Raw genomic sequence first — 25779 nt, forward strand, 5'->3', positions numbered from 1 at the left:
GGGGGGGGTGGCTGTTGGAGGATGCCCCCACAAATCGGAAACGGGGGGTCGACTGGGGGCATCCCCCAGCAGCCGCACCGGAAATCACCGGCAACCCCGAAACGCTCCGATTTGCCAAAAAAAAACGCCGACCCGAAGGCCGGCGTTCGGAAGAGCGCTGCCGCGGGTCAGTCGAACTCGCGGATCAGGCCGGTGATAGTTTCCTTGGCGTCGCCGAAGATCATCCGCGTGTTGTCCTTGAAGAACAGCGGATTGTCGATGCCGGCGAAGCCCGAAGCCATGGAGCGCTTGAGCACGAAGACCGTGCGCGCGTTGTCCACGTTGATCACCGGCATGCCGTAGATCGGCGAGGACTCCACCTCCCGCGCGGCCGGGTTCACGACGTCGTTGGCGCCGATGACGATCGCCACGTCCACCGTGTCCATGCGCGGATTGATCTCGTCCATCTCCAGCAGGAGATCGTAGGGCACGTCCGCCTCGGCAAGGAGCACGTTCATGTGCCCGGGCATGCGCCCGGCCACCGGGTGGATGCCGAAAACCACCTCGGCGCCGTTCTTCTCGAGGAGTTCGCGCAGCTCGTTGACCACGTGCTGGGCCTGGGCGACGGCCATGCCGTAGCCCGGGATGACGGCGACGCTGGTGGCCGCCTCGAGCACATAGAAGGCATCCTCCACGGAGAGCGGCTTGACCTCACCCTCGATGGCGGCGGCCGCCTCGACCGGGTCGGCGAAACCGCTGAACAGCACATTGCTGAGAGAGCGATTCATGGCCTTGCACATGATCTGCGTGAGAATAATGCCGGAGGCGCCCACGAGGGAGCCGGCGACGATAAGAATATTGTTGTTGATCGCGAAACCTGCGGCGCAGGCGGCCAGCCCCGAGTAGGAGTTGAGCAGCGAGATGACCACCGGCATGTCGGCACCGCCGATGGGAATCACCAGCAGTACGCCGAAGACCAGCGCCAGCACGACGAGCAGCAGCAGCCAGAACTCGCCGCCCGGGAAAGCCAGGAACAGGAGCGAGGAGGCCACGATGCCGCCGACCACGGCGAAACTCACCAGTTTCTGGTTCGGCAGGGCCTTCAGGTTGCCGAGCTTCTCGCTCAGCTTGCCCCAGGCGATAATCGAGCCGGTGAAGGTGACGCCGCCGATGAGGATCGACAGCACGACCGTGAACACCGTGAAGGTACTCGCGCTCGCGCCCACCGCGGCAATGCCGACGCAGAGGCTGGCGAGGCCGCCGAAGCCGTTGAACAGCGCCACCATTTCCGGCATCGCGGTCATCTGCACGAGGCGCGACGCCGTGGCGCCGATGGCGCCGCCGATGATGAAGCCGGCCAGGATGTAGCTGTAGTCGACGATGCCCTGATCCATGAGCGCGGCGACCACCGCCAGCAGCATACCGACCGCCGAGATCTGGTTGCCGCGCCGCGCCGTCGCCGGCGAGCCGAGGAACTTCAGGCCGAAAATGAACAGCGCCGCCGCGACGACGTAGGCCAGCTGGATACCGATCTGTTCGTTCGCCATGCTCAACCCTCCCGCTTCTTGAACATGGCCAGCATGCGGTCCGTGACCATGTAACCGCCGACCACGTTGATCGAGGCCAGGGCCACGGCCAGGGCGCCGAGCCAGTTGGCAAGATCACCCCGGCCCGTGCCGGCCAGCGCGACGGCGCCGACCACGGTGATGCCCGAGATGGCATTGGCACCGGACATGAGCGGCGTGTGCAGCGTTGCCGGTACCTTGTTGATGAGTTCGAAGCCGACGAAGATCGACAGCATCAGGATGAACGTCAGGAATACGGCTTCCATATCACTCCCCTCCCGCCAGCAGGTTCTTGATGGTTTCGTTGACGACCTCACCACCGTGGGTGATCACGCAGCCGGAGAGGATGTCGTGCTCGAGGTCGATGAGCAGCTTGCCCTCTTCCTCGTTCCAGGCATCGTCAACCAGGTTGAACAGGTTGTTGGAGTACATGACGCTGGCATCGCGGCACACGTGGTTCGGCAGGTTGCCCTTACCGATCACGGTGACGCCGTTGATCTCCACCACCTCGTTGGGCACGGAGCCCTCGACGTTGCCACCGGTTTCCGCGGCCATGTCCACGACCACGGAGCCGGGCTGCATGCCCTCGACCATGTCGCGGGTCACGATCACCGGCGGCTTCCGGCCGAACACCTGCGCCGTGGTAATGACCACGTCGGACTCGGCAATAACCGCTTTCTGGGCCTCTCGCTGCTTCTCGATCTGCTCCGGCGTGAGTTCCTTCGCGTAGCCCCCGGCGGTCTCGCCCGTCTCCCCGAGGTCGATCTCCAGGAACGTGCCGCCCAGCGAGCGAACCTGCTCCGCCACCACGGGACGCGTGTCGAAGGCCGTGACCCGGGCACCGAGGCGCTTGGCGGTGGCGATCGCCTGCAGGCCAGCCACACCGGCGCCGATGATAAAGACCTTGGCCGGCTTCAGCGTGCCCGCGGGCGTCATCATCATCGGGAAGATACGCGGCAGGTGCGCTGCGGCCTGGATCACCATGACATAGCCGGCGAGGTTGGCCTGGGAGGAGAGTGCATCCATCTTCTGGCTGCGGGTGGTGCGCGGGATCATCTCCATGCTGATGGCGCTGATCTTGCGGTCGCGGAAGGCCTGCACCAGTTCGTGCTCGTTGAACGGGTCGAGGTAGCTGATGTGGATACAGCCTTCCTTCATGGCGCCGATTTCCTCGACGGCCGGCTTGCGCAGGCGCAGCAGCACGTCGGCCTCGGCGAGCAGCTTATCCCGGTCGGTGACGACGGTCGCACCGGCCTCCGTGTACTCGGCGTCCTCGAAGCCGGCACCGGCACCCATGCCGGCTTCCACCTGGAGGTCGGCGCCGAGCCGCACGAGCTTCTTCGCGGATTCCGGGGTGATGGGAACGCGGTTTTCCCCCGGGTGGGTTTCTCTTGGCACACCTAAGAGCATGTTTTCATCCCCTCTCTACCATGTCGTAGCCCGTACAGGCGTTCGGGTGCGCCTGCGTTGATCGATGGTGCAGCGCCCGGGGCGCCCGCTGCCGACGGGGCGCAGGCTCACGGGGGCGCTGACTGTAGCACAGGAAAAGCGGAGCGGCATCCGCGGAGGGAGCCCTCCGCAGCGGCGCGTCAGCCGGCGTGCAGCGTGAGGAAGGGGTTCATCCAGCGGTGCTTCCAGCCCGTGAAGCGCAGGGGCGCGTCGAGCACCGCCAGGCAGATGCAGTCCTGCCCTTGCAACGCCCTGGGTGCATGCGCCTCGCTGGCCTGCCGGTAGGTGAAATCCCCCGGATGGTAGGTTCCGCGGTCGTCACTGAAGCCCCCCTCGAGGACGAGGGTCATCTCGCTGCCACGGTGGTCGTGGTCCGGGATCGATCCCCCCGCCTTGATCTGGTAGAGGGCGAACTCGTAGTTCGAGTCGCCGGTCTTCAGGTAGGCAATGCTCAGGGCAGAGGTGATCTTCCGCCAGGACAGATCGGAAAAATCGCCGCCCATCAGGCGCTGGAGTAGCGCCGGTACACCGTTCTCGCTGCGTCCCCCGCCCTGGCTCCGCTGCGGCCTGCTGTAGGACAGGGGCGGCGCCTCATCGAGGCGGGCCAGCACGGTATTCAGCAGGGCGTCGCCCACCGGGACCGGATCCTGCGTCTCGAACAGGGCAGCGCCCACGTCCTGCAGCTGCTCCGTCGTGCGCCGGCAGTCGTCGCAGTAGTTGAAGTGCGCCGACATACAGGCCAGCTGGGCAAGAGACAGGGTGCCTGCCGCGTACTCGGTTAAAAGCTCCACTGATGGGTGATGATGCGTTGCCATTTTCTCTAGCTCTGTTCGGCACGCTCGAAGTGGACCTGCATTTTCTGCATCGCCAGCCTGACCCGGGACTTCACCGTTCCCAGGGGCAGGTCGAGTTCTGCAGCGGCTTCGGCGTGCGATTTACCCTCCATGTACACCTTGGCGAGGATCTGCAACTGATCCGGTGGCAGCCCCGCCATCACTTCTCTTATACGCTCACCGCTGCGTTTGGACTGCAATTGGGCGAACGGTTCCTGATTTTCTTCGTGTTCGGGGGCAAAGTCCTCTGCGGCCAGGGGCGTGTCGAACTTCTGCAGCCGCCGGAAAAGGTCCGTACGGCAGTTGCGCGCGATCGTGTACACCCAGGTGCTGGCCGCCGCCTTTTCCGGATTGAAGGCGCCCGCTTTCTGCCAGACCTTGAGCATGACCTCCTGCACCAGTTCATCGGCGTGGTTCGCCGACAGGGTCGAGCCGGAGAGGGCAAAGGCTTTGATGAGCGGCGCGAAATGCCGGAAGAGCCGGGTGAAGGCTGCGCGGTCCTGGTCCCTGGCAATCTTGACCAGGCACTCACTCCACTCGTCGGTGCGGCGCCCCGCCTGGGGCCAGCGCACGACCTTCCCGTCACTCCGTGCTTCGACGTCCTGCTGCTCTGCACTGTGTTCCATGAGATCGCCTCCAGGCTCTCGACTGAACAGCATACGCTACCACGCGGCAAAGCTCCCGCCCCGCTGTGACCAGCTTTTGACCATGACTTGTCGTGGTTTTTCTGGGCAAGCCGCCCGGCACCCGCCGCGTATTGCCTGCCGCTCCCTGACCGCTTCCGCGCACGGCGCCCGGCGGGTTGATCCGGCGACACCGGGGTGGCGTAATCCCCACGTACTCATTGAGGTCATCGCTTTGCACATTGCAGTCATTGGTTCTGGTATCTCCGGGTTAGCATGCGCTCACTATCTGAGCGATGACCACCGGGTCGAGGTCTTCGAGGCGAATGGCCAGGTCGGCGGGCACACGGCGACCGTGGACGTCCAGCTCGGCACCCGCCGCTACGCCGTAGACACGGGATTCATTGTCTACAACGACTGGACCTACCCGAATTTCATCGCCCTCCTCGACCAGCTCGGGGTGAGCAGCCGGCCTACGTCCATGGGCTTCTCGGTGCACGACGAGGCGACCGGGCTCGAGTATTGCGGCAGCGGTCTCAACGGCCTCTTCGCCCAGCGGCGCAACCTCTTTTCCCCGCGCTTCCTCGGCATGGTGCGGGACATCCTGCGCTTCAACCGCGAGGCCATCGAGGATCTGGACGCCGGCCGCGTGGACGACGCCACCACGCTCGGCGAGTACCTGGACCGGCACCGCTACGGGAAGGCCTTCCGGCGCCAGTACCTCGTCGCCATGGCCTCGGCGATCTGGTCCGCCGACTGCGCTTCGATCCTCGACTTCCCGCTGCAGTTCTTTCTGCGCTTCTTCCGCAACCACGGCCTGCTGTCGATCCGTGAACGCCCTCAGTGGCATGTCATCGAGGGCGGCTCCCGGGAGTACCTGCGCCCCCTCTGCCAGCGCTTCGAGGACCGCATCCACACCGGCTGCGCCGTGACCGCGGTGCGGCGCCAGCCGGACCGGGTGACGCTGACCCTCGCCAGCGGCGAGCAGCGGCAGTTCGACCAGGTGGTCATCGCCACCCACTCGGACCAGGCCCTGGCCATGCTCGCGGACCCGAGCGACGCCGAGCAGGCCGTCCTCGGCGCGCTGCCCTACCAGGAGAACGACGTCGTCCTGCATACGGACGTGCGCCTGCTGCCGGAAAACCGGGACACCTGGTCGAGCTGGAACTACCGCCTCGGCGTGGACGAGGAGCGTGCGGTGGTGACCTATAATATGAACATCCTGCAGGGGCTTGAGGCACCGGAGACATTCTGCGTGACGCTCAATAACACCAGCGCCATCAATCCGCACAGGATCCTCGGCCGCTTCAGCTACGCCCACCCCGTGTTCTCCACTGCCGGCGTCCGCGCGCAGGAGCGCTGGGGTGACATCAACGGCCAGCGCCGCACCTGGTACTGCGGCGCCTACTGGCACAACGGCTTTCACGAGGACGGTGTGGTCAGCGCGCTGCGGGTGGCCCGGGCCCTCGCCGGGAGCGAGCAAGCCGCGGCATGAAATCGCGGCTTTACACCGGGCTGCTGCGGCACCGCAGGCACCGTCCCCGCGAGCACGCCTTCAGCTACCGGGTCTTCATGCCCTATCTCTGCCTGGACGAACTGCCCGGGCTCTTCGACGATATGCCCCTCTGGTCCGCCCGGCGCCCGGCGCCCGGCCGCTTCCGCCGCGAGGACTTCCTCGGCGACCCCGGCGAGTCCCTGGCCGACGAGGTCCGCCGGCGGATCCGCGAGGAGACCGGGCAGGTGCACCGCGGGCCGATCTACCTGCTGGCGAACCTGCGTTACTTCGGCATCCAGATGAACCCCATCTGCTGCTACTACTGCTACAGCGAGGACGAAGCCCGCCTCGAGTACCTGGTGGCGGAAGTCACCAACACGCCCTGGAACGAGCGCCACAGTTACGTCCTCTGCGCCGAGGGGAAAGAGCGCCTGTCCTGCGACTTCGACAAGGCCTTGCACGTCTCCCCTTTCAACCCGATGGCGCAGCGCTATCACTGGCGCAGCAATACCCCCGGGCGGCGCCTCGGCATCCACCTGGCCAACAGCGAGGGCGGCGACCTCGTGTTCGACGCCACGCTGGCACTGACGGCAGAGCCGTTGACCGCGCGCAATCTCAACCGCATGCTGCTGCGCTACCCCTTCATGACTGCGAAGGTCGCGGCCGCCATCTACTTCGAGGCACTGAAGCTGTTCGCCAAGCGTGTGCCCTTCTACCCCCACCCCGAGAGAAGCAAACCGTCTGGAGTGTGACATGAACGACCTGAGCGTCAGCCGGATCCGGCTGTTACCGCAGGCCCGAAGCCTGCTTGGCGGCAACCTCGCGCGCAAGCTCATGCTGGGCGTGCTGGAGAAGATCAGCACCGGGAGCCTGACGCTGCGGGACGGCGACGACACCTTCCACTTCGGCAAGCGCGGCGCGCCCGGCGAGCCGCAGGCGGAAATCGTGGTCCACGACCGCGAGGCCTACCGGAAGGTGCTCACCGGCGGCACCATCGCCTCCGGCGAGGCCTACATCGAGGGCGACTGGTCGTCCCCGGACCCCACGGAAGTGACCCGCCTGTTCAGCGCCAACATGGCCGCCCTGGAGACCCTGCAGGCGAAGCAGCACTGGTACGTCCGCGCCGGCCTCGCCGTTGCCCACACCATGAACCGCAACACGCACGCGGGCTCCCGGCGCAACATCTCGGCCCACTACGACCTCGGTAACGACTTCTTCCGCCTGTTCCTCGACCCGACCATGATGTACTCCTCGGCGATCTTCGCCGACCCGGCGGACAGCCTCGAGACCGCGGCGGTCGCCAAGCTCGAGGAGATCTGCCGCCAGCTCGAGCTCTCCGCGGACGACCACCTGCTGGAGATCGGCACCGGCTGGGGCGGCATGGCCATCCACGCCGCCACCCGCTATGGCTGCCGGGTCACCACCACCACCATCTCGCGCGAGCAGTACGAGCACGCCCGGGCAGAGGTGGAGCGCCTGGGCCTCGCGGACCGGGTGACGGTACTCTGCGAGGACTACCGGCAGCTCACCGGGGAATACGACAAGCTGGTATCCATCGAGATGATCGAGGCCGTGGGCCACGACTTCTACCGCAGCTACTTCCAGTGCTGCTCGAAGCTGCTCAAGGCCCACGGCAAGATGGTCATCCAGGCCATCACCATCCCGGACCAGCGCTACGATCGCGCCCGGCGCTCCGTGGACTACATCAAGCGCTACATCTTCCCCGGCGGCTGCCTGCCCTCGCTGGCCGTGATCGGCCGGCACATCGCCGACGACACCGACATGCAGCTCGTGCACCTGCGCGACATCACCCGCGACTACGCGCGCACCCTGGCCCACTGGCGCGAGCGCTTTCTCGCCAACCTCGACAGCGTGCGCAAGCTGGGCTTCGACGAGCGCTTCATCCGCATGTGGGAGTTCTACCTCTGCTACTGCGAGGGCGGCTTCCGCGAGCGCATCATCGGCACCGCGCAGCTCGCCTTTGCCAAGCCCGGCTACCGCCCGCCCGAGGGCTGAGCGTCCTCCCCGCCCGCGAGCCGGTAGTCCCAGTGCGGCGCCAGCAGGCCGCGGTAGGGCGCGCGCAGGAAGCGCGGATCGATGAGCAGGGCCGCGCCGCGGTCCGCCTCCCCGCGGATCACGCGGCCGAGGGCCTGGTTCACGCGCTGTAGCGCCGGGTAGAGACAGGCGCAGGCAAAGCCGTCGTGCCCCCGGGCCGCGAACCAGCTCTCGAGGGCGCGGGTGTCGTGGGACAGCTGTGGCAGACCGGGGCCGACCACGACCACGGAACGCAGCTGATCGCCCGGCAGGTCGACGCCCTCGCTGTAGCCGCTGCCCAGCACGCAGAGGCCGAGCACGTCCCGCTCCGTGCCCAGGAGGGCGACCAGGTCCTCCGCCGACGCTTCCCCCGGCGCCGGCTGCACCCAGAGCTGCCGGCCGGCGAGGCCGGCCGCGATGGCTTCGCGGCAGTCGGCGAGGTAGCGATGGGACGGGAAGAACACCAGGCAGTTGCCCGGGTGCTCCGCGGCCCAGGCCAGCAGGCGCGCCACCAGGGCATCGCGGCTCGCCGCGCGCGCGGCGTAGCGGGTATCGATGGCCGGCTCCAGGGTGACCGCCAGCTGCGCTGGCCGGAAGGGTGACGGGCAGCGGTGCCAGACCGCGTCGGGGCGGAAACCGAGACGCTGTCCCATCCATGAAGGCGGCGCCAGCGTGGCGGAAAAGGCGACGCTGGCATGGCCGGCGTCGTGCCGCCCGGCCAGGAGGCGCCCGGGATCGAGGCAGTTCAGCACCAGGGTCGCGGGCTCCCCCGCTTCATCGACGTGCAGGTCGCAGGTGTAATCCTCCCCCCACTCCTCGCCGACCCGCAGGTAGGCCAGGGCATCAAACCACGCGTCCTTGAGCGGGCCGGGCGCCGCAAGCACCTCCGGACGATCGACCAGCAGCGCCGCGGCTGCCGCCACGACATCCTCCAGCGCCCCGGTCACGGAGGCCGGCGGCCGATCGAGCCCGCAAACCCGCCCCCCGGCGGGCAGGTCCACCGGCGCCAGCGCCCCGAGCGCCGCATCGGCGGCGACCAGCGCGCGTCGCAAGCGACCGCGGGCGGCGCGTCCCGCGCGGCGCAGCAGGCCCCGGTCCAGGGACGCGCTGTACATGTCCCGGGCCCGCGCGGGCAGGTTGTGGGCCTCATCGATGAGCAGTGACCAGCGCTCCCCCCGCTCCCGGGCCAGCTGGCCCAGGGTACCGGCGAGGGCAAAGGCATAGTGCTGGTCGGCGACGATCACATCGCACCAGGGCAGCAGGTCCAGGGCGAGCTGGTACGGACAGAGCGCGTGCCGCCGGGCGAGGGCCTCCAGGGCAGGCTGGTCGAGGCGGCGTAGCGCCACGCCCTCGGCACGCGCCGCCGGCAGCTTGTCGTAGTAGCCCCGGGCGTAGGCGCACGCCTCCGGGCGGCAGGCCTTCCCCGGCGAAAAGCAGATGCGCTCCTTGGCAGTCAGCGTGAGCCGCGTGGCCGCGAGACCGCCCTCCTCGAGCCGCGCCAGGGTCTGCTCCGCCGCCCGCCGTCCCGTGTGCCGTGCCGTGCAGAACAGCAGCTTGTCGTGCTTCTCCGTGGCGAGCGCCTTGAGGGCGGGGTAGAGCACCGCCAGGGTCTTGCCGATCCCCGTGGGTGCCTCCAGCAACAGCTGCCCGCCGCGGTCGATGCAGCGGTAGACCAGCTCCGCCGCGCTGCGCTGGCCCGCGCGGAAGTCCCGGTGGGGAAAGGCCAGGGCGGCGATCGTGGCATCGCGCTCCGCCGCCAGGGCGTCGAGGGTGTCCAGCCAGTGAGCGTAGCGGGCGAGGCTCTCCTCGAGGAAGGTCGCGAGCTCGGCGGCCTCGTAGTGCTGTTCCAGGGTGTGCTCCTCGCCGCTGTCCAGCTGGTACCAGGTGAGGCGAACGGTCACCGCCGGGAGGTCCTCCGCCTGCGCCAGCATCGCCGCGTAGAGGCGTCCCTGGGCCAGGTGCTGGCGGCTGTGCGCCGCCGGCATGCGCGCCGGATCCACCCGGCAGGTCTTGATTTCCTCCACCAGGGCGGCGCTGCGGTCCACGCCGTCGGCGCGGCCCCGGAGCAGCAGTGCCCGGCGGCCATCGGTCCAGCGATGGCTGAGGGCGACCTCCGCCTCCCAGGGCGCCGGGCGTCGTGCGGCGAGCTCCCGGTGACCGCGCTGACCATCGGCCGCGGTCGGCGAGGCCTGGAAGCGCTGGTCGATGTCGCCGCTGCGGTGGCAGAAGGCCACCAGTTCGCGGACTGCAACCGGGATCTCAGCCATCGGCCCAGCTCACCTGGAGCACCGAGGCCGGCATGCCCAGGCAAGCAAAATGGTTGAGCCAGCGACGCTGGTGCTCCTGCAGCGCATCGCCGGGCCCCTTCACCTCGTAGAGGGCATAGTCGCCGGGAGCCTCGCCGAGCGCGACGAGGTCCGGGAAACCCCGGCGATTGTCGGCGGGGTCGAAGAGCAGGCGCTCCCAGGTGCCGGCGAGGTGGTCGAAGGGAATGCAGCGGGCGGCGCGATGTACCAGCGCCTCGTCGAGGACGCGCCAGTCCACCCAGTGGCACTGGTAACCGTGGTAGCGCCGCCATGCCGCGGCGAGGAGCGCGGGAAGATCCGCTGCCGCCAGCTCTTCGAGGCGCCGGTCGATGGCGGCGCGGCGGCGCTCGCGGAAGGACGCGCTGAACGCATCGGCAGGGCCCGCCTGGTAGGGATGGTGGAAGGCGCCGGGCACCGGTGCGAACAGCTGCTCCCAGAAGGCGAGGCCGAACAGGCCCGGGAACAGCGTGTTCTCCAGGTAGTACACGGGCCGCCCGTGCCGGGCCTCGAGGGCGGCGGCGCTGTCGCGCTCCACGCTGCCGGTCACCCGCTCCACCGCGAGGCTGGCGACGGCGAAGCGATCCCGGGGCCGGGGCTGGGGCCGGCCGTGGACACGCCGGCGCAGCCGCCGGGCCATGCGCTCCGCCGCGGCGGCCTCCGCCTCGCACCAGGGCGCGGCGAGCATGGCTTCCACCGCCTCCAGGGCCGCCGCGTCCTCGCCGCTGGCCTCGAGCACCCGGGCACGCCGCTCCCGCGCCGGGTGGCGGCCGCTGGCCGCGTAAAGCGCGAGCGCCAGCTCGCCGCCGCCCCGGCGTTCGCAATCGCGCCCGAGGCGATTGAGCAGACGCCACCAGGGCCTCTGCGCCGCCTCCCCGCTGACCTCGAGCGCCAGCGCCGCCTCTGCCAGGGCCGGCAGCACGGCGGCATCGGGCTCCGGGTCCTCGCGCCACTGCCAGTAAAGGTCCGACAGCCCGCCGACGGCCCGCACCGCCTCCAGGCCGGCCCGGTCCGGGAACAGGCGCGTCTCCCGGTCGAGGGCGTAAGGATAGTAGCGGGCCACCCCGAGGTCGCTGAGCACGAAATCGAGGAGACCCTGGCGCCGGTTGCCGAAGAAAAGCAGCTGCAGCACCTCCAGCACTTCCATGGCAAGGGGCGCCACCACGCGTTCCGGCGCCCGCGCCTGCAGCCGTGCCCAGCGGGCATCGTCGTCCTCGCCCAGCGCGGCCACCGCCTCCAGCAGCGGCCCCTTGGCCAGCCGCCCGGCGCCCGGCAGCACCCCGGCGTAGAGGGCGGCTATCTCCGGCCGGGTGAACAGCTGGCCGAGCTGCTCCACGGACAGGGTTTCCGGCTCCACGGCGAGCCCGGCGCCCACGAGCGCATCGACGGCAGGCCCCGGCGGCCCGATCTCCGCGTAGTCGAGGCGGGAAGCACGGAACCAGGGGCCCACGCGGGACAGGAGCCGCAGGTAGAGGCAGCGCGCCGGCGCCGGCAGCGCATCGAAGGCGGCGAGCACGGCCTGCTCGTCATCCGTGAGCAGGTCCGCGTAGCGCAGCTCGACCGCCTCCCGCAGGCGCTGGAAATTGTCGAGGTAGTAACGCGGCGGCAGGGTTGGCGGCGCGGCTTTGGCGGGCTGGGGTTTCAACGCTTCGCTGCCCCGGGGGTCGATCAACCCGCTCATGGTACGCCAGCGGCGCGCCCCTGTCAGAGTCCGCCCGTCACAGACCGCCCGTCACAGACCGCCCGTCACAGACCGCCTGTCGAAGGCCGCCTGTACCGCGCGGTGCTTTTCCGGCATCCTTCGCCCGGTGAGCCGGCGGGAGCCGGGCAAGCCGGCAAGCAACGGGGACAGGCCTTGACCAGTGAACACGCCAACGACCGACTGACCCTGCCGCTGGCCGCAGCGCCGATCGTTTTCCTCGTCGCCCTCCTCGCCTGCTCCGTCTTCCTCTTCGGCTCCGACGCCTCCTACGGCCCGAACCAGATCGCCCTCGTCCTCGCCACCTGCGTCGCGGCCCTGATCGGCTACCGCACGGGGCTCGGCTGGGACGCGGCGCAGGCCGGCATGGTGGACGGCATCGGCGTGGGCCTGGGCCCGACGCTGATCCTCCTCGCCGTCGGCATGCTCATCGGTACCTGGATTCTCGGCGGCACGGTGCCGGCGATGATCTACTACGGCGTGCAGATCCTCGACCCGCGGGTGTTCTACGCAGCGAGTGCGGTGCTCTGCGCCGTCGTCGCCCTGAGCATCGGCAGCTCCTGGACCGTCGCCGGCACCCTGGGCATCGGCCTCATGGGCATTGCCGGCACCTTCGACCTGTCGCCGGCGATCACCGCCGGGGCGATCATCTCCGGCGCGTACTTCGGCGACAAGATGTCGCCCATGTCCGATACCACCAACCTGGCGGCGGCCTCCGGGGGCGTCGACCTCTTCGAGCACATCCGCCACATGGTCTGGACCACGGCCCCCGCCTTCTGCCTGGCACTGGTCATCTTCGCGTTCCTCGGCAGCGGGGACGCGTCGGAGCCGGCGCAGATCGCCCGGCTCACCGACAGCCTGCAGCGGGAGTTCGCCATCGGCCCGCACCTGCTGCTTCCCCTGGTGCTGATGCTCTACCTGGTTTACCGGCGCTTCCCCGCCTATCCGGCCATTGTCCTCTCGGCCCTTGCCGGCGGGCTCGTGGCGCTCCTTTTCCAGCCGGAGCAGGTGCTGCGTCTCGCCGGGGAAACGCCCGGCGGCAGCATCGCCGCCCACGGCAAGGGGCTGTGGATGGCCCTGGCAGACGGCTACCGGTCCGACAGCGGCAACGCCGACCTCGATGCCCTGCTCAGCAAGGGCGGCATGAGCAGCATGCTCAATACCGTCTGGCTGATCCTCTGCGCCCTGGGCTTTGGCGGCGTGCTGGAACGCACCGGCGTACTCAACTACTGGCTCGAGGTCGCCCTGCGCGGCGTGCGCAGCACCGGTTCACTGGTGGCGACCACCGTGGCCACCTGCTTCGCCACCAATGTGCTCGCGGCGGACCAGTTCATCTCCGTCGCCCTGCCCGGGCGCATGTTCCGGCGCGCCTACCTCGCCCGGGGCCTGTCGCCGCTCAATCTTTCGCGCACGCTGGAAGACTCGGCGACCATCACCTCTGCGCTGATCCCCTGGAACACCTGCGGGGCCTACATGAGCGCCACCCTCGGCGTGGCGACGGCAAGCTACGCGCCGTTCGCGTTCTTCAACCTCGCCTGCCCGCTGATCGCCATCGCCTACGGCTTCCTGCACTTTGCCCAGAAGCCCCTCGAGAGCGGGGACGGGCGCCTTCCCGGGGAGGCGTGAACGTGCTCGCCTGGGACCATCCGGCCCCCTTCGTCATCGAGCGCACCGTGGGCGAGAGCGACATCGATGGCCTCGAGCACACCAACAACGCCGTCTACGTGCAGTGGTGCGAGCAGGCGGCCTGGGCGCACACGGAGGCGCTGGGCATGGATCTCGCGGGTTACCGCGCCCTGGACCGGGCCATGGCGGTGATTCACGGGGAGTACGACTACCTCGCCGCCTCCCGCCTCGGCGACCGGGTCGCCATTGCCACCTGGATCACGGGCTGGGACCGGCGCCTGACCATGAGCCGGGTCTTCCAGGTATGCCGGGAAGGGGACGGCGTCACCCTGCTGCGCGGCAGGATGGCCTTCGCCTGCATCGAGATCTCGACCGGCAGGCCCCGGCGCATGCCGGGGGTGTTCCTCGAGGTCTAAGGCCCGGCGATCATCGAGCCCGGGGAGGGCCGTGCCTAGGACTGCCCCCAGGGAAAGGCGAGCACTTCGTCGAGGCTCCCCGCACCGGTAGCCACCATCAACAGGCGATCGAAGCCCAGGGCCACGCCGCTGCAGGCCGGCAGGCCGGCTTCCAGCGCTGCCAGCAGCCGCGCGTCCGGCGCGCGTTCGGCCAGCCCCAGTTGCCGCCGCCGGGCGTTGTCGGCGGCAAAGCGCCGCGCCTGCTCCGCCGGGTCGGCCAGCTCATGGTAGCCGTTGGCCAGCTCGAGGCCGTCGACGTAGAACTCGAAGCGCTCCGCCACGGGTACCGGCCCGCTCTCATCGATGCGGGCCAGCGCCGCCTGGGAAACGGGATAGGCGTGGATGCAGACGACCCCTTCCAGCGCGGGCTCGATCCGGTGGGACAGCAGCAGGTCGAGCCAGCCGTCACGGTCCAGTTCGAGGTCACCGGCAGCCAGCTCCGCCCGGGCGGCGGCCGCCAGGGTCTCCGTGTCGGCACTGTGCGGGTCGAGGCCGAGGTGAGCCTGGAACAGGTCACCATAGGTCACCTTGCGCCAGCCGGTCGGGCCCAGGCAGTGCTCGAGGAGCTCGGCGACCTCGCCCATGAGGGCATGGTGATCGAAACCCGGCCGGTACCACTCGAGCAGCGTGAACTCCGGGTTGTGCCGCCGCCCCGCCTCGCCATCACGAAAGGCCTTGCCAAGCTGGTAGATGGGGCCGCTGCCGGCCGCCAGCAGCCGCTTCATGGCGTACTCGGGCGAGCTCTGAAGGTAGCGCGGGGCAGAGAGCGAGGCCCCGCCCTGCACCACCAGCGGCTCGATGGCGGGGTCAGTCACTCCATGGCGGGCGAGGAGCGGCGTCTCGACCTCGAGAACGCCACGGCGGGAGAAGAAATCGCGCACGGCGGCCAGGAGTTCGGCGCGGCGCGCGAGCGCCGCGGGGCTGGCGGCGGGCCGCCAGTCGTCCATCTCAGGACTTGCTGGCGCGGGCCACGTACTCCCCGGTGCGGGTGTCGACGCGGATCACTTCGCCCTGGGAGATGAACAGGGGCACGCGGACGACCGCGCCGGTGCTCAGCGTCGCCGGCTTGCTGCCGCCCTGTGCCGTATCACCCTTCAGCCCCGGGTCTGTCTCGACGATTTCGAGCTCGACGAAGTTCGGCGCAGCTACCGACAGCGGGGTACCGTTGTAGAGCGTGACCTCCACCGGTTCCTGTTCCTTGAGCCACTGTTTCGCGTCGCCCACGGCGGCCGCGTCGGCCTGGTGCTGTTCGAAGCTCTTCGGCTCCATGAAGTACCAGAACTCGCCGTCCGTATAGAGGTACTCCATGGTCACGTCCATCACATCCGCCCCCTCCAGGGAATCGCCGGACTTGAAGGTGCGCTCCCAGACCCGGCCGGTCTTCAGGTTGCGCAGCTTGACGCGGTTGAAGGCCTGGCCCTTGCCGGGCTTCACGAACTCGTTCTCGAGGATGCTGCAGGGTTCACCGTCGAGCATCACCTTGAGGCCCGAGCGGAATTCATTGGTAGAGTAGTTAGCCATGGATGACCACCTGTACCGGAAAAGCCGCGCATCATAGCGCAGGTGTGCGCTTAAAGTCAGTGACACCTTCACTGACGCATTCAGTCACACCTTCAATGACACCTTCAATGACACCTTCAATGACACCTTCAGTGATACATTGCGCCGGGCGGGCCGCCATGCGATAAACTGCCCACTTCCGATGAGTGCCCCGGGGAGGGTGGCGATCATGCCGGAAAGCAGCACGGGCATCCTCCGTTTGCCGCAGCAGGACCTCGCGTCCTTTGACCTCTTTGAGCTCACGCCGGCGGCCGCCGAGAGCTGGGCAACCCGGCTCCCGGGGGGCAACCCGGCCAAGGGCGCCTCGGCGCTTCGCGACGCCCTGTCCTCGCTGAACCGGGTGTCACTCCCCCCGGCGCGGCGCTTCGAGATCCTCGAGGCCCTGCGCGCGCCGCTCAGGCAGGTCACGGACGCCCTCACCCAGGCTTTCATCTCCGACAGCACAGTGATCTCCGAGCACGCCCAGCAGCGCTCGGAGCTGGCGTCGGACCTCTGCGAGCTCGGCGCGGCGGGCTACGCCCTGGTCGCGGTGGACACCATCCGCAAGCCGGACGCCATCGACGGCCAGAACCCGGCGCGCCTCGCCTGCGAGGCCCTGCAGCGCGCCGTGGCCTTCCGCAGCCAGGAACTGCTCCAGTACTACCTGCTCTACCGCCCCGTGCCGCTCAACCACTGGGCGATGCTGCATCACCTCTACGCCCTGGCGGAGCGCCAGCAGCTGGCCAACCTGCCCGTCACGGACCCGCTCACGGGCGGCGAAGCCACCGTCGCCGGCGAGTACCTGCCCTGCGTCCTGCTCGCCTGCTGCAACAGCAATCAGCTCCGGCAGCAGGATATCCTCACCACCTTCCGCGCCCTCCAGCAGTGGCGAGGCCTCGCCCGCATTGAGGACCCGGCGGTGGGCGAGGGCCTGTTCTTCATCGACCTCGGCAGCGATCGCCCGCCCGGCTACAGCGCGCTGCAGCCGCAGCCCCTCGGTGGCAGCCAGCGCTACCTGAACACGAGGCCGCTGGTCCGGCACCTCGCCGAGCTCCGGGAGCGGAGCGAAGAGGGCGGTTACAGCCTGGACCGGGAGATCCGCCTCGACGGCCACCTGTGCGCGCACCTGGGCCGGGCTCTCGGCGAAATCTCCCAGCGTCACTTCAACCGCCAGCCGGCACGGCACCAGCTCTGGATCGCCACGGGGCTGACTGCGGTGCACTACTACGTCGCCGGCGAACGCGGCCTCGAAAAGGTACTCCACGGCGATGACTACGAGCCACCGGTCACGGAGCAGCTGGCGCAGAACCCCTTCCTGAAGGCCTCCGGGGGCGGCGACCGGTGGCAGCAGGCCAATCCCGAGGAAGACTTCGAGGAACACAGCGACCACAGCGAACGCGACCTGGCCGTGGATGCGGGTTCCCTGGCCGTGCTGGAGCTGGACGGCCCGCCCCGCCGCTACACGGTCTTCACCGTGGAATCCACCAACGTCAGCCCGGGCGGCTACTGCGTTGAGTGGACCGGCCTGCCGGAGGGGATCAGCATCGGCGACGTGGTCTGCCTGCGCGAGCAGCAGCATGGCGAGGGCGACTGGTCCATCGCCGTGATCCGCTGGATCAGCCAGGTGAAGAAGGCGCCGACGCTCCTCGGCCTCGAGCTGCTGAGCCCCCGGGGAACGGCCTACGCCGCCCAGGTACGGCTCCCGGACGGCGGTTACTCGCGACCCATCCGCGTCATCCTCCTGCCGGAGATCGCCCTCGTCGGCCAGCCGCATACGCTGCTCGCCCCGCGGCTGGTGTTCAAGGAGAACCAGAAGATCATCCTCGCCCGCAAGGATGAAACATTCCTGGTCAAGCTCAAGCGGCAGATCGCCTCGACGGCGGCCTTCGGCCAGTTCGATTTCGAGTACCGGCGCCAGCTCGACGAGGACATTGACGGCGGGCACGATGCCCTCGCAGCCAACCAGTTCGAATCAGTCTGGGACGATCTCTGAGACCCAGTGCCGCTCCGGCACGCCGAGCAGGAACAGCACGCAGTCGAGGCCGAAGTGGCTGATGGCCTGCTGCGCCGCGGCCCGCACCACGGGCTTGGCGCGGAAGGCCACGCCGAGACCCGCCTCGCCGAGCATCGGCAGGTCGTTGGCGCCGTCCCCGACCGCCAGCACGTGCGCGGGAGTCAGCCCCTCGCGGGCCGCGAGTTCACGGAGCAGCGCGGCCTTGCGCGCGCCATCGACGATCGGCTCCACGGCCTCGCCGGTGAGCCTCCCGCCCTCCAGCGCCAGCCGGTTCGCGTGCACCTCGTGGATGCCGAGGCGCGCCTGCACAGTGCGGGCGAAGTAATCGAAGCCGCCGGAGAGAATCGCCGTGTGCACGCCGAGGGCGCGCAGCGTCGCCACCAGCTGCCGGGCGCCGGCCACCAGCTCGAGACCCGAGGCGATGCCGTCGAGACAGGCGGCGTCGAGGCCGCGGAGAGTGCCGAGGCGGGCGCGGAAGCTCTCGCGAAAATCGATCTCGCCGCGCATCGTCCGCTCGGTCACCGCACTCACGGCCTCGCGGACGCCGGCCGCCCCGGCGAGCTCGTCGATGACCTCCGCCTCGATGAGCGTGGAATCCATATCGAAGACCGCCAGGCGCCGGTGTCGCCGCAGCAGGCTCTCGGCCTGCAGGCAGATATCCAGGGACCGTTCGGCGGCAAGCGCCAGGGAGGCCTCGCGCAGCGATGGCAGGGACGCCCCGTCACCGGCGAGGGCGACCTCCAGGCAACCCCGCGGCGAACCCGGCAGTGACAGCCACTCGCCGCCAAGTACCCGCCACCCATGGCCGGCGAGGAGTTCCGCAAAGGCGGCCACGGCGTCCCGGCCCAGGGGCCGGCCGACGAGCGTGGCCACGTGGCTCGGCGGCTCTGGCCGTGCGGCAAAAAGGTCCATCAGGGGCGGGGGCAACACGGGTGCAGGTCCTTTCGGGGGGGTGGCGCATTCTAGCCCGGATGGCGCGCCGATTCACGGTGCCTCGCCGCGGCGCGCTATACTGGCGCCGCCGCATCGGGAGGACCGCCACCGCACCGTGAAAGCCCCGCTCCGGAACCTCAGCCTCGGCCTGCAGCTGCCCCTGGCCGCCGCGGCGCTGAGCCTGGCCGTGGCCCTTGCCCTGGTCACGCTCGCCGCCACTTCCAGCCGCTATCTGCTGGAGACACAGCAGGCGGAATACGGCAACGCCCTCGCCCAGCAGATCGCCCGGCGGATCAGCACCGCCCTGGAAAGCGGCGATCTGCTCAGCGTTGCCGCGTCCCTCCAGCGCTTCGTGGAGAGCTCTCCGGCCACGGTGGTGGAAATCTACGATGTCGAGGGCCAGGCGCTCGGCCGCGCAGGGGGGGGCGACCGCCCCGGCGAGGCCCACTACGAGGCGCCGGTGCGCATCGGCCCGGACACCGCCGGCCGGGTGCGCATCGCCCTCGCCACGGACAGCGCGCGCGAGTCCAGGCAGCGCTTCCTGCTCAGCCTCAGCGCCCTGGCCGTCGTCCTCAGCCTGCTCGTCTTCCTGGTGGCCCGCTACGGCGCGGCGCGCCTGGTCGGCCGCATCGCCGCCGCGGCCGGGCGCCTGGCCCTGGACGGGGCGACGCCGCCAGCCGCCGGCACCAGCGAACTCGCGCTGCTGGAGGCGCGGGTCGACGCGCTGCCGCTGGAGCTCCTGCGGCCGCGGGACGCCGGCGCGCCGAGCGGCGAGCACTACCGCACGAATACCGTGCTCTACCTGCATCTCGCGAGCCTGGCCGGCTACGTGAACACGCTCAACGAGCGCAACCTGCACCGCTACACGGACCGGCTGCACCGCATCATCTACGCGTCGGCGGCCTGCTACGGCGGCTCGCTGCAGGTCGCGCGCCCCTTTGGCCTCGCCCTTTGCTTCGCGGAGGGCCAGGGAACCGGGAGCGCGACGCTGCGCGCCGTGGCCTGCGCGGCGCTGATTCGGGAAGTCGCCGGCACGCTGGAGGCCGGCATGTCTCTCTCCCTGGGCATGGGCATGGCCGTGGGCCGGAGCGAACTCGGCCCCGGCGACGCCGCGGACATCTACCCGGGGCTCTACCTGCAGGGGGTGCTCGATGAACTGCGTGATGCCTGCCTGCACGACCGCGAGCACGTGCTGGTGACCGAGGATGCCGCCGCCGACGCGGACGTCTGCGCACGCGCGGAACTGCGCCCGGAGAAGCCGGGCTTCAAGCGCCTCGCCGGCTTCACCGATGTCCAGCAGCTGCTGCTGGAGCGGCAGTCGGCACTGCTTCTCGCCCGGCTCCGGAGCCGGCGGGAGGCCGCTGCCTGAGCCGCGCTCAGCCGCGCTCCAGGCGCTCCACCCGCTGGAAGCCCCGCGGCAGCTTGTTGCCGCGCCGGCCCCGCTCGCCGCGATAGTGCTCCAGCTCCGCGGGCTTCAGGGTCAGGTGACGCTTGCCGGCATGGACGACCAGCGACTCGTCGTCGCCGAGCGCGAGCACGCCGACCACGAACTCTTCCCGGGCCTGCACCCGCGCCGACGGGATAGCGATGATCTTGTTGCCCTTGCCCCGGGCGAGGGCCGGCAGGTCCTCGAGGGAGAACACCAGCAGCCGGCCCTCGTTCGATACCGCGGCGACCCGGGTGGCACCTTCCGGTACCGGTGTCGGAGCCAGCACCCGGGCCCCCTTCGGCAGCGTCAGTACCGCCTTGCCGGCGCGGTTCTTGGCCTGCAGGTCGCCGAGGCGGCCCACGAAACCGTAGCCGGCGTCACTCGCCAGCAGGCAGCGCTGGTCTGCATCGCCCATGAGAAGGCCGTTGAAGACGGCGCCGGACGGCGGGCTGATACGCCCGGTCACCGGTTCGCCCTGGCCCCGGGCCGAGGGCAGGTTGTGGGTGGAAACCGTGTAGGCGCGGCCCGTGGAGTCGAGCAGCACCGCCGGCTGGTTGCTGCGGCCGCGGGCGGCGAGCTTGAAGGCGTCGCCGGACTTGTAGCTGAGCGTCGACGGGGCGATCTCGTGGCCCTTGGCGGCCCGGATCCAGCCCTTTTCCGAGAGGACCACGGTGATCGGGTCGGCACTCATGAGGTCCAGCTCGCTGAAGGCCTGCGCGTCTTCCCGGGCGACGATGGGGGAGCGCCGGTCGTCGCCGTAGCTCTCGGCAACGGCGCGCAGCTCCTTCTTGATCAGGGTCTTCAGGCGCGCGTCCGAGCCGAGGGTTTTCTCCAGCTGGTCACGCTCCTTCTCGAGCTCGTCCTGCTCCGTACGGATCTTCATTTCCTCGAGCCTGGCGAGGTTGCGCAGCTTCAGTTCGAGGATCGCTTCCGCCTGCACGTCGCTCAGGCCGAAGCGCGCCATGAGCGCGGCCTTGGGCTCGTCCTCGGTGCGGATGATGTGTATCACCTCATCGATGTTGAGGTAGGCGATGAGGTAGCCGGCGAGCACATGGAGGCGCTTCTGCACCTTCTCCAGGCGGTGCTCGAGGCGGCGGCGCACCGTGGTGCGGCGGAACTCGAGCCACTCCCTTAGCATCTTCTCGAGATTGCGCACGCCCGGGCGGCCGTCGATGCCGATCACGTTCAGGTTGACGCGGTAGCTGCGCTCGAGGTCCGTGGTGGCGAACAGGTGGCTCATGAGCGCCTCGCAGTCGACGCGGTTCGAGCGCGGCACGATCACCAGGCGCGTGGGGCTCTCGTGGTCCGACTCGTCGCGCAGGTCTGCGACCATGGGCAGCTTGCGCGCCTGCATCTGCTGGGCGATCTGTTCCAGCACCCGGGCCCCGGAGGCCTGGTAGGGCAGCGCGTGGACGACGATATCGCCGTTCTCCCGCTCCCAGACGGCGCGCATGCGCAGGCTGCCACGGCCCGTCTCGTAGATCGTTCGCAGCTCGTCCTCGGGGGTGATGATCTCGGCATCGGTGGGAAAGTCCGGGCCACGAACGCAGGCGCACAGGTCCGCGACGGTGGCCTTCGGATTTTCCAGCAGGTACACGGCGGCATCGACGACTTCGCGCAGGTTGTGCGGCGGGATGTCCGTGGCCATGCCCACGGCGATGCCGGTGGTGCCGTTGAGCAGCACGTTGGGTACCCGGGCCGGGAGGATCGCCGGCTCCCGCAGCGTGCCGTCGAAGTTCGGCACCCAGTCCACCGTGCCCTGGCCCACCTCCTCGAGCAGTACCTCGGCGTAGCGCGCAAGCCGCGACTCGGTGTAGCGCATGGCAGCAAAGGATTTCGGATCGTCCGGCGAGCCCCAGTTGCCCTGGCCGTCCACCAGCGGGTAGCGGTAGCTGAAGTCCTGGGCCATCAGCACCATGGCTTCGTAGGCGGCACTGTCGCCGTGCGGGTGGAACTTGCCGATCACGTCGCCGACCGTACGCGCGGACTTCTTGTACTTGGCGGTCGCCTTGAGCCCGAGTTCGCTCATGGCGTAAACGATGCGCCGCTGCACCGGCTTGAGGCCGTCGCCGACGTGCGGCAGGGCCCGGTCCAGGATCACGTACATGGAGTAGTCGAGGTAGGCTTTCTCGGCGTACTGGCGCAGGGAAACCTGCTCGGTGCCGTCGCCTTCGTTCACTTGCGTGTCAGCCATGCGATTGTCTCGTCACTCGCTCCGGTCGGGGGGTGGATGAATGGTCGGGGGCCGCGGGGCACCGGCGCCGTACTCAGGCGTCCTCGCTGCTTCCCTGCAGGCGCACCACCTGCTCGTTCAGGCTGGCGATGGAGTTTGCCATGTCGGAGAGCAGGGCGTGGATGGTCGCCGGGTTGCTCTTTATCAGGTCCGAGAACTGGTGCGTGGGCACCTTGACGACCGAGCAGGCGCTGCGCGCGCGCACCGTGGCGCTGCGATCGGCGCGGGTGAGCGCGGCCATGGCGCCGAAGATCTCCCCGGAGCCGATGCGGCCGACCAGCACGTCGTCGACGAGAACATCGGCCACGCCCGAGGTCATGTGGTAGACATACTCGGCCCGGTCACCCTGGCGGATGATGATATCGTCCGGCTCGTAGACTTCGAAACCCGGGGTGGTGACAACATCCATGCTGCTGTTGGCGGCGGCGAGGCGCACCATCATGCCCGAGTAGGTGACCAGCAGGCGGGTCCAGAGCTTGGTCGTCGAGGAGCGCGAGAATACCTGGCGCATGAACTCCAGCGCCGGGTAGCTGTGCAGGCTCGCGCCGGCCTCACTGCCATAGTAGACGGCGGCGTCCGGGTCACCGAGACCGGCGATGTCCGGCAGCAGGAGGTCGCCCTCCTCGAGGAGGAAGACCGAGCGGTCGCGGTAGCGTGCCGTGATCGTGCCGCTCTCGACGAGGTAGAACTTGCCGCCGTCGAAGCCGCGGAAATTGCCGCTGCGCGTCGCCGTGACCTCGACCCGGCCCGGGGGCAGGTCGACATCATCGAGGAGGGTCTGGACAAGCTCCCGGAACTGGCGGTTCAGGGCCGTGAAATCATCGGGAAGATCTACACTCGCGAGCATTCACCTGCATCCGGTTGGGAGGCCTGCCCGGGCACCCGGGGAGACGGCTTGGCCCTGCACCGCTGTCTCAGCGCGATCATAGCAAGTTCTCAGCGACCGCGCGATTGCAATTTGCGAAACCCGCGCTGGCGCCGCCCGCCCCGGCGCGCTAGCATGCCCGCCCCCGATGAACGCGAGAAACTGGCAGGGAGCAGGCACGGTGACGGGAAACGAACGCGGGGATGCCTGGGAGGCGCTGCCCTTTCACGCGCTGGGTGTGCAGCGGCTCTACGACATCCTTGCCCTGCGCCAGGCCGTGTTCGTGGTCGAGCAGGATTGCCCCTACCTGGACTGCGACGGCCTGGACGGGGCCGCCTGGCACGTATTCTGCCGGCGCGGCGACACGCTCCTCGCCTACCAGCGCTGCCTCCCGCCCGGGACGCCCTACCGGGAGAGCTCCATCGGACGCATCATCGTCCCCGAGGCGGGGCGCGGCCGGGGCCTCGGCAGGGAACTGGTGCGCCGGGGCATCGCCTTCAACCGCGAGCGCTGGCCCGGCCATGCCATCCGCATCGGCGCCCAGGCGCGCCTGACGGCATTCTACGAGAGCCTGGGCTTCATCATCGACGGTGACAGCTACGACGAGGACGGCATCGAGCACGTGCACATGGTGCTCGCCGTCGGCTGAGCGTAGCCCCTGCCGGTCCGGCAGGAACGCTAGCCGCGCGAGGCGCGCTTGCGCTCGTGCTCCTTGAGAAACTTCTTGCGCAGGCGGATGCTGGCCGGCGTCACCTCCACCAGCTCGTCATCGGCGATGAATTCCAGTGCCTGCTCCAGGCTGTGCTCCACCGCCGGGGTGAGGACCAGCGCCTCGTCCGTGCCGGCGGCGCGGATGTTGGTGAGCTGCTTCGCCTTGGTGGGGTTGACCGTCAGGTCATTGCCGCGGCTGTGCAGGCCGATAATCTGCCCTTCGTAAACCTCCACGTTCGGCTTCACGAAGAGCCGGCCGCGATCCTGCAGGTTGTAGAGCGCGTAGGCGAGGGTCTTGCCGGTCACCATGGAGATGAGCACGCCGTTGTTGCGCTGTGCCAGCATCCCGCTGCGCACCGGGCCGTAATGGTCGAAGACGTGCGTCAGGATACCGCTCCCGGAGGTCAGCGTCAGGAACAGGGAGCGGAAGCCGATAAGGCCGCGGGCGGGCACGATGAACTCGAGGCGCACCCGGCCCTTGCCGTCCGGCACCATGTTCGAGAGCTCCGCCCGGCGCTCGCCGAGGGCCTCCATGACCGCCCCCTGGTGCGCCTCTTCGCAGTCGACCAGGAGCTGCTCGTAGGGCTCGCAGAGCTCGCCGTCGATCTCCCGCTGGATCACCTCCGGCCGCGACACGCCGAGTTCGTAGCCTTCCCTGCGCATGGTCTCGATCAGTACCGACAGGTGGAGCTCACCGCGGCCCGACACGATGAAGCGGTCCGGGCTGTCGCCCGGTTCCACCCGCAGCGCCACGTTGTGGATCAGCTCGCGCTCGAGGCGCTCGGCGAGGTTGCGGGAGGTGACGTACTTGCCCTCCTTGCCGGCGAAGGGCGAGTCGTTGACCTGGAAAGTCATGCTCACCGTGGGCTCGTCCACCGTCAGCGGCGGCAGGGCCTCGACAGCTGCCGGATCGCAGAGCGTATCGGAGATGTTGAGGCCGTCGATACCCGTCACGCAGACGATGTCGCCGGCGCTGGCCTCGGCCACCTCGACGCGCTCGAGACCCAGGTAACCCATGACCTGCAGCACGCGCCCGTTGCGCTGGCCGCCCTCGCTGTCGACCACGGCGACCTGCGCGTTCGGCGCAAGCCGGCCGCGGGTGATGCGGCCGACGCCGATGACCCCGACGTAGCTGTTGTAGTCCAGCGCGCTCACCTGCAGCTGCAGCGGGCCGCGCTCGTCCACCTTCGGCGCCGGCACCTCGCGGATGATGGCATCGAAGAGCGGCGTCATGTCGCCGGCCATGGCCTCGTGGTCGAGGCCGGCGATGCCCTGGATGGCCGAGGCGAACACAATCGGGAAATCGAGCTGTTCTTCCGTCGCGCCGAGGTTGTCGAACAGATCGAAGACCTGGTCCACCACCCAGTCGGGGCGCGCGCCGGGGCGGTCGACCTTGTTCACCACGACGATGGGGCGAAGGCCGCGGGCGAAGGCCTTCGCGGTGACGAAACGGGTCTGCGGCATGGGTCCGTCCACCGCGTCCACCAGCAGCAGCACCGAGTCCACCATGGACAGCACGCGCTCCACCTCGCCGCCGAAATCGGCGTGCCCGGGCGTATCCACGATGTTGATGCGGTAATCGCCGTAGCGGATCGCCGTGTTCTTGGCGAGGATCGTGATCCCGCGCTCGCGCTCCTGGTCGTTGGAATCCATGATCCGCTCCGCGCCGGCGCTGCGCCGGTCGAGGGTACCCGATTGCTGCAGCAGGCAGTCGACGAGCGTGGTCTTGCCATGGTCGACGTGGGCGATGATGGCGATGTTGCGCAGGGACTCGATCACGGGATTCTCCGCAGGCCGCGATGCGGCGAAAAAGGCGCAGGATTATACCTGACGCGGCGCCGGCCACCAGCCTGCTTGCAGGCACTCCGGGAGCAATGCACTATCTAGGTGCCCTCTTGCACCAACAAAGGGCGCAGGCTTCCCCGATTGCCGCCGGGTGGAAAAAAAGCCTATTTGATTCAATGGCCTGTAGCCGGGCCCGGCTGGCACAGGAC

At 69.1% G+C, this 25779-nt stretch carries 21 protein-coding genes; 8 read left to right on the forward strand and 13 right to left on the reverse strand.

What is annotated here, in order from left to right; all coding sequences use genetic code 11:
- Positions 1 to 167: 167 nt before the first annotated feature.
- From ACX93N_RS08575 to ACX93N_RS08595, 5 genes are all read right to left on the reverse strand, one after another.
- Positions 168 to 1526, reverse strand: coding sequence for an NAD(P)(+) transhydrogenase (Re/Si-specific) subunit beta (locus ACX93N_RS08575; RefSeq protein ID WP_459427995.1), 1359 nt, complete (start codon positions 1524 to 1526; stop codon positions 168 to 170).
- 2 nt (positions 1527 to 1528) lie between these two features.
- Positions 1529 to 1810 (reverse strand): NAD(P) transhydrogenase subunit alpha part 2, encoded by a 282-nt coding sequence (locus ACX93N_RS08580; protein ID WP_459427996.1) that lies wholly within the window; start codon positions 1808 to 1810, stop codon positions 1529 to 1531.
- A 1-nt stretch (position 1811) separates the two neighbouring features.
- Complete coding sequence (locus ACX93N_RS08585) at positions 1812 to 2954, reverse strand: Re/Si-specific NAD(P)(+) transhydrogenase subunit alpha (protein ID WP_459427997.1); 1143 nt, start codon at positions 2952 to 2954, stop codon at positions 1812 to 1814.
- Positions 2955 to 3133: 179 nt separating this feature from the next.
- On the reverse strand, positions 3134 to 3784 hold the full coding sequence (locus tag ACX93N_RS08590) for a ChrR family anti-sigma-E factor (RefSeq protein ID WP_459427998.1): 651 nt from the start codon (positions 3782 to 3784) through the stop codon (positions 3134 to 3136).
- Between the two features lie 29 nt (positions 3785 to 3813).
- The gene (locus tag ACX93N_RS08595) at positions 3814 to 4452 is read right to left on the reverse strand and encodes a sigma-70 family RNA polymerase sigma factor (protein ID WP_459427999.1); all 639 of its coding nucleotides are present in this window, start codon (positions 4450 to 4452) and stop codon (positions 3814 to 3816) included.
- Positions 4453 to 4684: 232 nt separating this feature from the next.
- On the opposite strand from ACX93N_RS08595, the gene ACX93N_RS08600 reads away from it, so the two are divergent.
- The 3 genes from ACX93N_RS08600 to ACX93N_RS08610 are packed head-to-tail and all read left to right on the forward strand — an operon-like array spanning position 4685 to position 7960.
- The gene (locus ACX93N_RS08600) at positions 4685 to 5944 is read left to right on the forward strand and encodes an NAD(P)/FAD-dependent oxidoreductase (protein ID WP_459428000.1); all 1260 of its coding nucleotides are present in this window, start codon (positions 4685 to 4687) and stop codon (positions 5942 to 5944) included.
- Positions 5941 to 6696, forward strand: coding sequence for a DUF1365 domain-containing protein (locus ACX93N_RS08605; RefSeq protein WP_459428001.1), 756 nt, complete (start codon positions 5941 to 5943; stop codon positions 6694 to 6696). Before ACX93N_RS08600 ends, ACX93N_RS08605 begins: the two co-directional genes overlap by 4 nt.
- A gap of 1 nt (position 6697) precedes the next feature.
- Complete coding sequence (locus ACX93N_RS08610; RefSeq protein ID WP_459428002.1) at positions 6698 to 7960, forward strand: class I SAM-dependent methyltransferase; 1263 nt, start codon at positions 6698 to 6700, stop codon at positions 7958 to 7960.
- On the opposite strand, the gene ACX93N_RS08615 is transcribed toward ACX93N_RS08610, so the two are convergent.
- Positions 7939 to 10245 (reverse strand): ATP-dependent DNA helicase, encoded by a 2307-nt coding sequence (locus ACX93N_RS08615; RefSeq protein WP_459428003.1) that lies wholly within the window; start codon positions 10243 to 10245, stop codon positions 7939 to 7941. The genes ACX93N_RS08610 and ACX93N_RS08615 overlap by 22 nt on opposite strands.
- The gene (locus ACX93N_RS08620; RefSeq protein WP_459428004.1) at positions 10238 to 11962 is read right to left on the reverse strand and encodes a VRR-NUC domain-containing protein; all 1725 of its coding nucleotides are present in this window, start codon (positions 11960 to 11962) and stop codon (positions 10238 to 10240) included. Before ACX93N_RS08620 ends, ACX93N_RS08615 begins: the two co-directional genes overlap by 8 nt.
- Positions 11963 to 12136: 174 nt before the next feature.
- On the opposite strand from ACX93N_RS08620, the gene nhaC reads away from it, so the two are divergent.
- Both nhaC and ACX93N_RS08630 read left to right on the forward strand, forming a co-directional pair.
- On the forward strand, positions 12137 to 13606 hold the full coding sequence (gene nhaC, locus ACX93N_RS08625; protein ID WP_459428005.1) for a Na+/H+ antiporter NhaC: 1470 nt from the start codon (positions 12137 to 12139) through the stop codon (positions 13604 to 13606).
- Between the two features lie 2 nt (positions 13607 to 13608).
- Positions 13609 to 14022 (forward strand): acyl-CoA thioesterase, encoded by a 414-nt coding sequence (locus ACX93N_RS08630; protein WP_459428006.1) that lies wholly within the window; start codon positions 13609 to 13611, stop codon positions 14020 to 14022.
- Between the two features lie 35 nt (positions 14023 to 14057).
- Here the strand turns inward: ACX93N_RS08630 and epmA are convergent, their stop codons facing one another.
- Both epmA and efp read right to left on the reverse strand, forming a co-directional pair.
- Positions 14058 to 15008 (reverse strand): EF-P lysine aminoacylase EpmA, encoded by a 951-nt coding sequence (gene epmA / locus ACX93N_RS08635; protein WP_459428007.1) that lies wholly within the window; start codon positions 15006 to 15008, stop codon positions 14058 to 14060.
- Between the two features lies 1 nt (position 15009).
- The gene (gene efp, locus ACX93N_RS08640) at positions 15010 to 15582 is read right to left on the reverse strand and encodes an elongation factor P (RefSeq protein WP_459428008.1); all 573 of its coding nucleotides are present in this window, start codon (positions 15580 to 15582) and stop codon (positions 15010 to 15012) included.
- A gap of 208 nt (positions 15583 to 15790) precedes the next feature.
- Between efp and ACX93N_RS08645 the strand changes: the two genes are divergently transcribed.
- Positions 15791 to 17593 (forward strand): GTPase, encoded by a 1803-nt coding sequence (locus tag ACX93N_RS08645; protein ID WP_459428009.1) that lies wholly within the window; start codon positions 15791 to 15793, stop codon positions 17591 to 17593.
- Here the strand turns inward: ACX93N_RS08645 and serB are convergent.
- Complete coding sequence (gene serB, locus ACX93N_RS08650) at positions 17573 to 18544, reverse strand: phosphoserine phosphatase SerB (RefSeq protein WP_459428010.1); 972 nt, start codon at positions 18542 to 18544, stop codon at positions 17573 to 17575. The genes ACX93N_RS08645 and serB overlap by 21 nt on opposite strands.
- 118 nt (positions 18545 to 18662) lie before the next feature.
- On the opposite strand from serB, the gene ACX93N_RS08655 reads away from it, so the two are divergent.
- Positions 18663 to 19916 carry a hypothetical protein gene (locus ACX93N_RS08655; protein WP_459428011.1) on the forward strand — a complete coding sequence of 418 codons (1254 nt, stop codon included), beginning with the start codon at positions 18663 to 18665 and terminating at the stop codon, positions 19914 to 19916.
- Between the two features lie 7 nt (positions 19917 to 19923).
- Here the strand turns inward: ACX93N_RS08655 and parC are convergent, their stop codons facing one another.
- Positions 19924 to 22170, reverse strand: a complete 2247-nt coding sequence (gene parC, locus ACX93N_RS08660) for a DNA topoisomerase IV subunit A (protein WP_459428012.1) — start codon at positions 22168 to 22170, stop codon at positions 19924 to 19926.
- Between the two features lie 73 nt (positions 22171 to 22243).
- Entirely contained in the window at positions 22244 to 23056 is an 813-nt protein-coding gene (locus ACX93N_RS08665; protein WP_459428013.1) for a Crp/Fnr family transcriptional regulator, read from the reverse strand.
- A gap of 199 nt (positions 23057 to 23255) precedes the next feature.
- Here ACX93N_RS08665 and ACX93N_RS08670 point away from each other — a divergent pair, with 199 nt between their 5' ends.
- Positions 23256 to 23723: a GNAT family N-acetyltransferase gene (locus ACX93N_RS08670; protein ID WP_459428014.1), complete on the forward strand. Its 468-nt coding sequence runs from the start codon at positions 23256 to 23258 to the stop codon at positions 23721 to 23723.
- Positions 23724 to 23752: 29 nt separating this feature from the next.
- Here the strand turns inward: ACX93N_RS08670 and typA are convergent, their stop codons facing one another.
- Positions 23753 to 25564, reverse strand: a complete 1812-nt coding sequence (typA, locus tag ACX93N_RS08675; RefSeq protein ID WP_459428015.1) for a translational GTPase TypA — start codon at positions 25562 to 25564, stop codon at positions 23753 to 23755.
- Positions 25565 to 25779: the final 215 nt, after the last annotated feature.

The organism is Pseudohaliea sp., from assembly GCF_054552115.1.

Excerpts from the sequence above, each read along its gene's own strand:
- ACX93N_RS08610 (WP_459428002.1), top strand. The coding sequence starts at position 6,698 with ATGAACGACCTGAGCGTCAGCCGGATCCGGCTGTTACCGCAGGCCCGA.
- ACX93N_RS08645 (WP_459428009.1), top strand. The coding sequence starts at position 15,791 with ATGCCGGAAAGCAGCACGGGCATCCTCCGTTTGCCGCAGCAGGACCTC.
- ACX93N_RS08615 (WP_459428003.1), bottom strand. The coding sequence starts at position 10,245 with ATGGCTGAGATCCCGGTTGCAGTCCGCGAACTGGTGGCCTTCTGCCAC.
- epmA (WP_459428007.1), bottom strand. The coding sequence starts at position 15,008 with ATGGACGACTGGCGGCCCGCCGCCAGCCCCGCGGCGCTCGCGCGCCGC.
- ACX93N_RS08605 (WP_459428001.1), top strand. The coding sequence starts at position 5,941 with ATGAAATCGCGGCTTTACACCGGGCTGCTGCGGCACCGCAGGCACCGT.
- efp (WP_459428008.1), bottom strand. The coding sequence starts at position 15,582 with ATGGCTAACTACTCTACCAATGAATTCCGCTCGGGCCTCAAGGTGATG.
- ACX93N_RS08595 (WP_459427999.1), bottom strand. The coding sequence starts at position 4,452 with ATGGAACACAGTGCAGAGCAGCAGGACGTCGAAGCACGGAGTGACGGG.
- parC (WP_459428012.1), bottom strand. The coding sequence starts at position 22,170 with ATGGCTGACACGCAAGTGAACGAAGGCGACGGCACCGAGCAGGTTTCC.
- ACX93N_RS08575 (WP_459427995.1), bottom strand. The coding sequence starts at position 1,526 with ATGGCGAACGAACAGATCGGTATCCAGCTGGCCTACGTCGTCGCGGCG.
- ACX93N_RS08585 (WP_459427997.1), bottom strand. The coding sequence starts at position 2,954 with ATGCTCTTAGGTGTGCCAAGAGAAACCCACCCGGGGGAAAACCGCGTT.
- ACX93N_RS08665 (WP_459428013.1), bottom strand. The coding sequence starts at position 23,056 with ATGCTCGCGAGTGTAGATCTTCCCGATGATTTCACGGCCCTGAACCGC.
- ACX93N_RS08620 (WP_459428004.1), bottom strand. The coding sequence starts at position 11,962 with ATGAGCGGGTTGATCGACCCCCGGGGCAGCGAAGCGTTGAAACCCCAG.
- ACX93N_RS08580 (WP_459427996.1), bottom strand. The coding sequence starts at position 1,810 with ATGGAAGCCGTATTCCTGACGTTCATCCTGATGCTGTCGATCTTCGTC.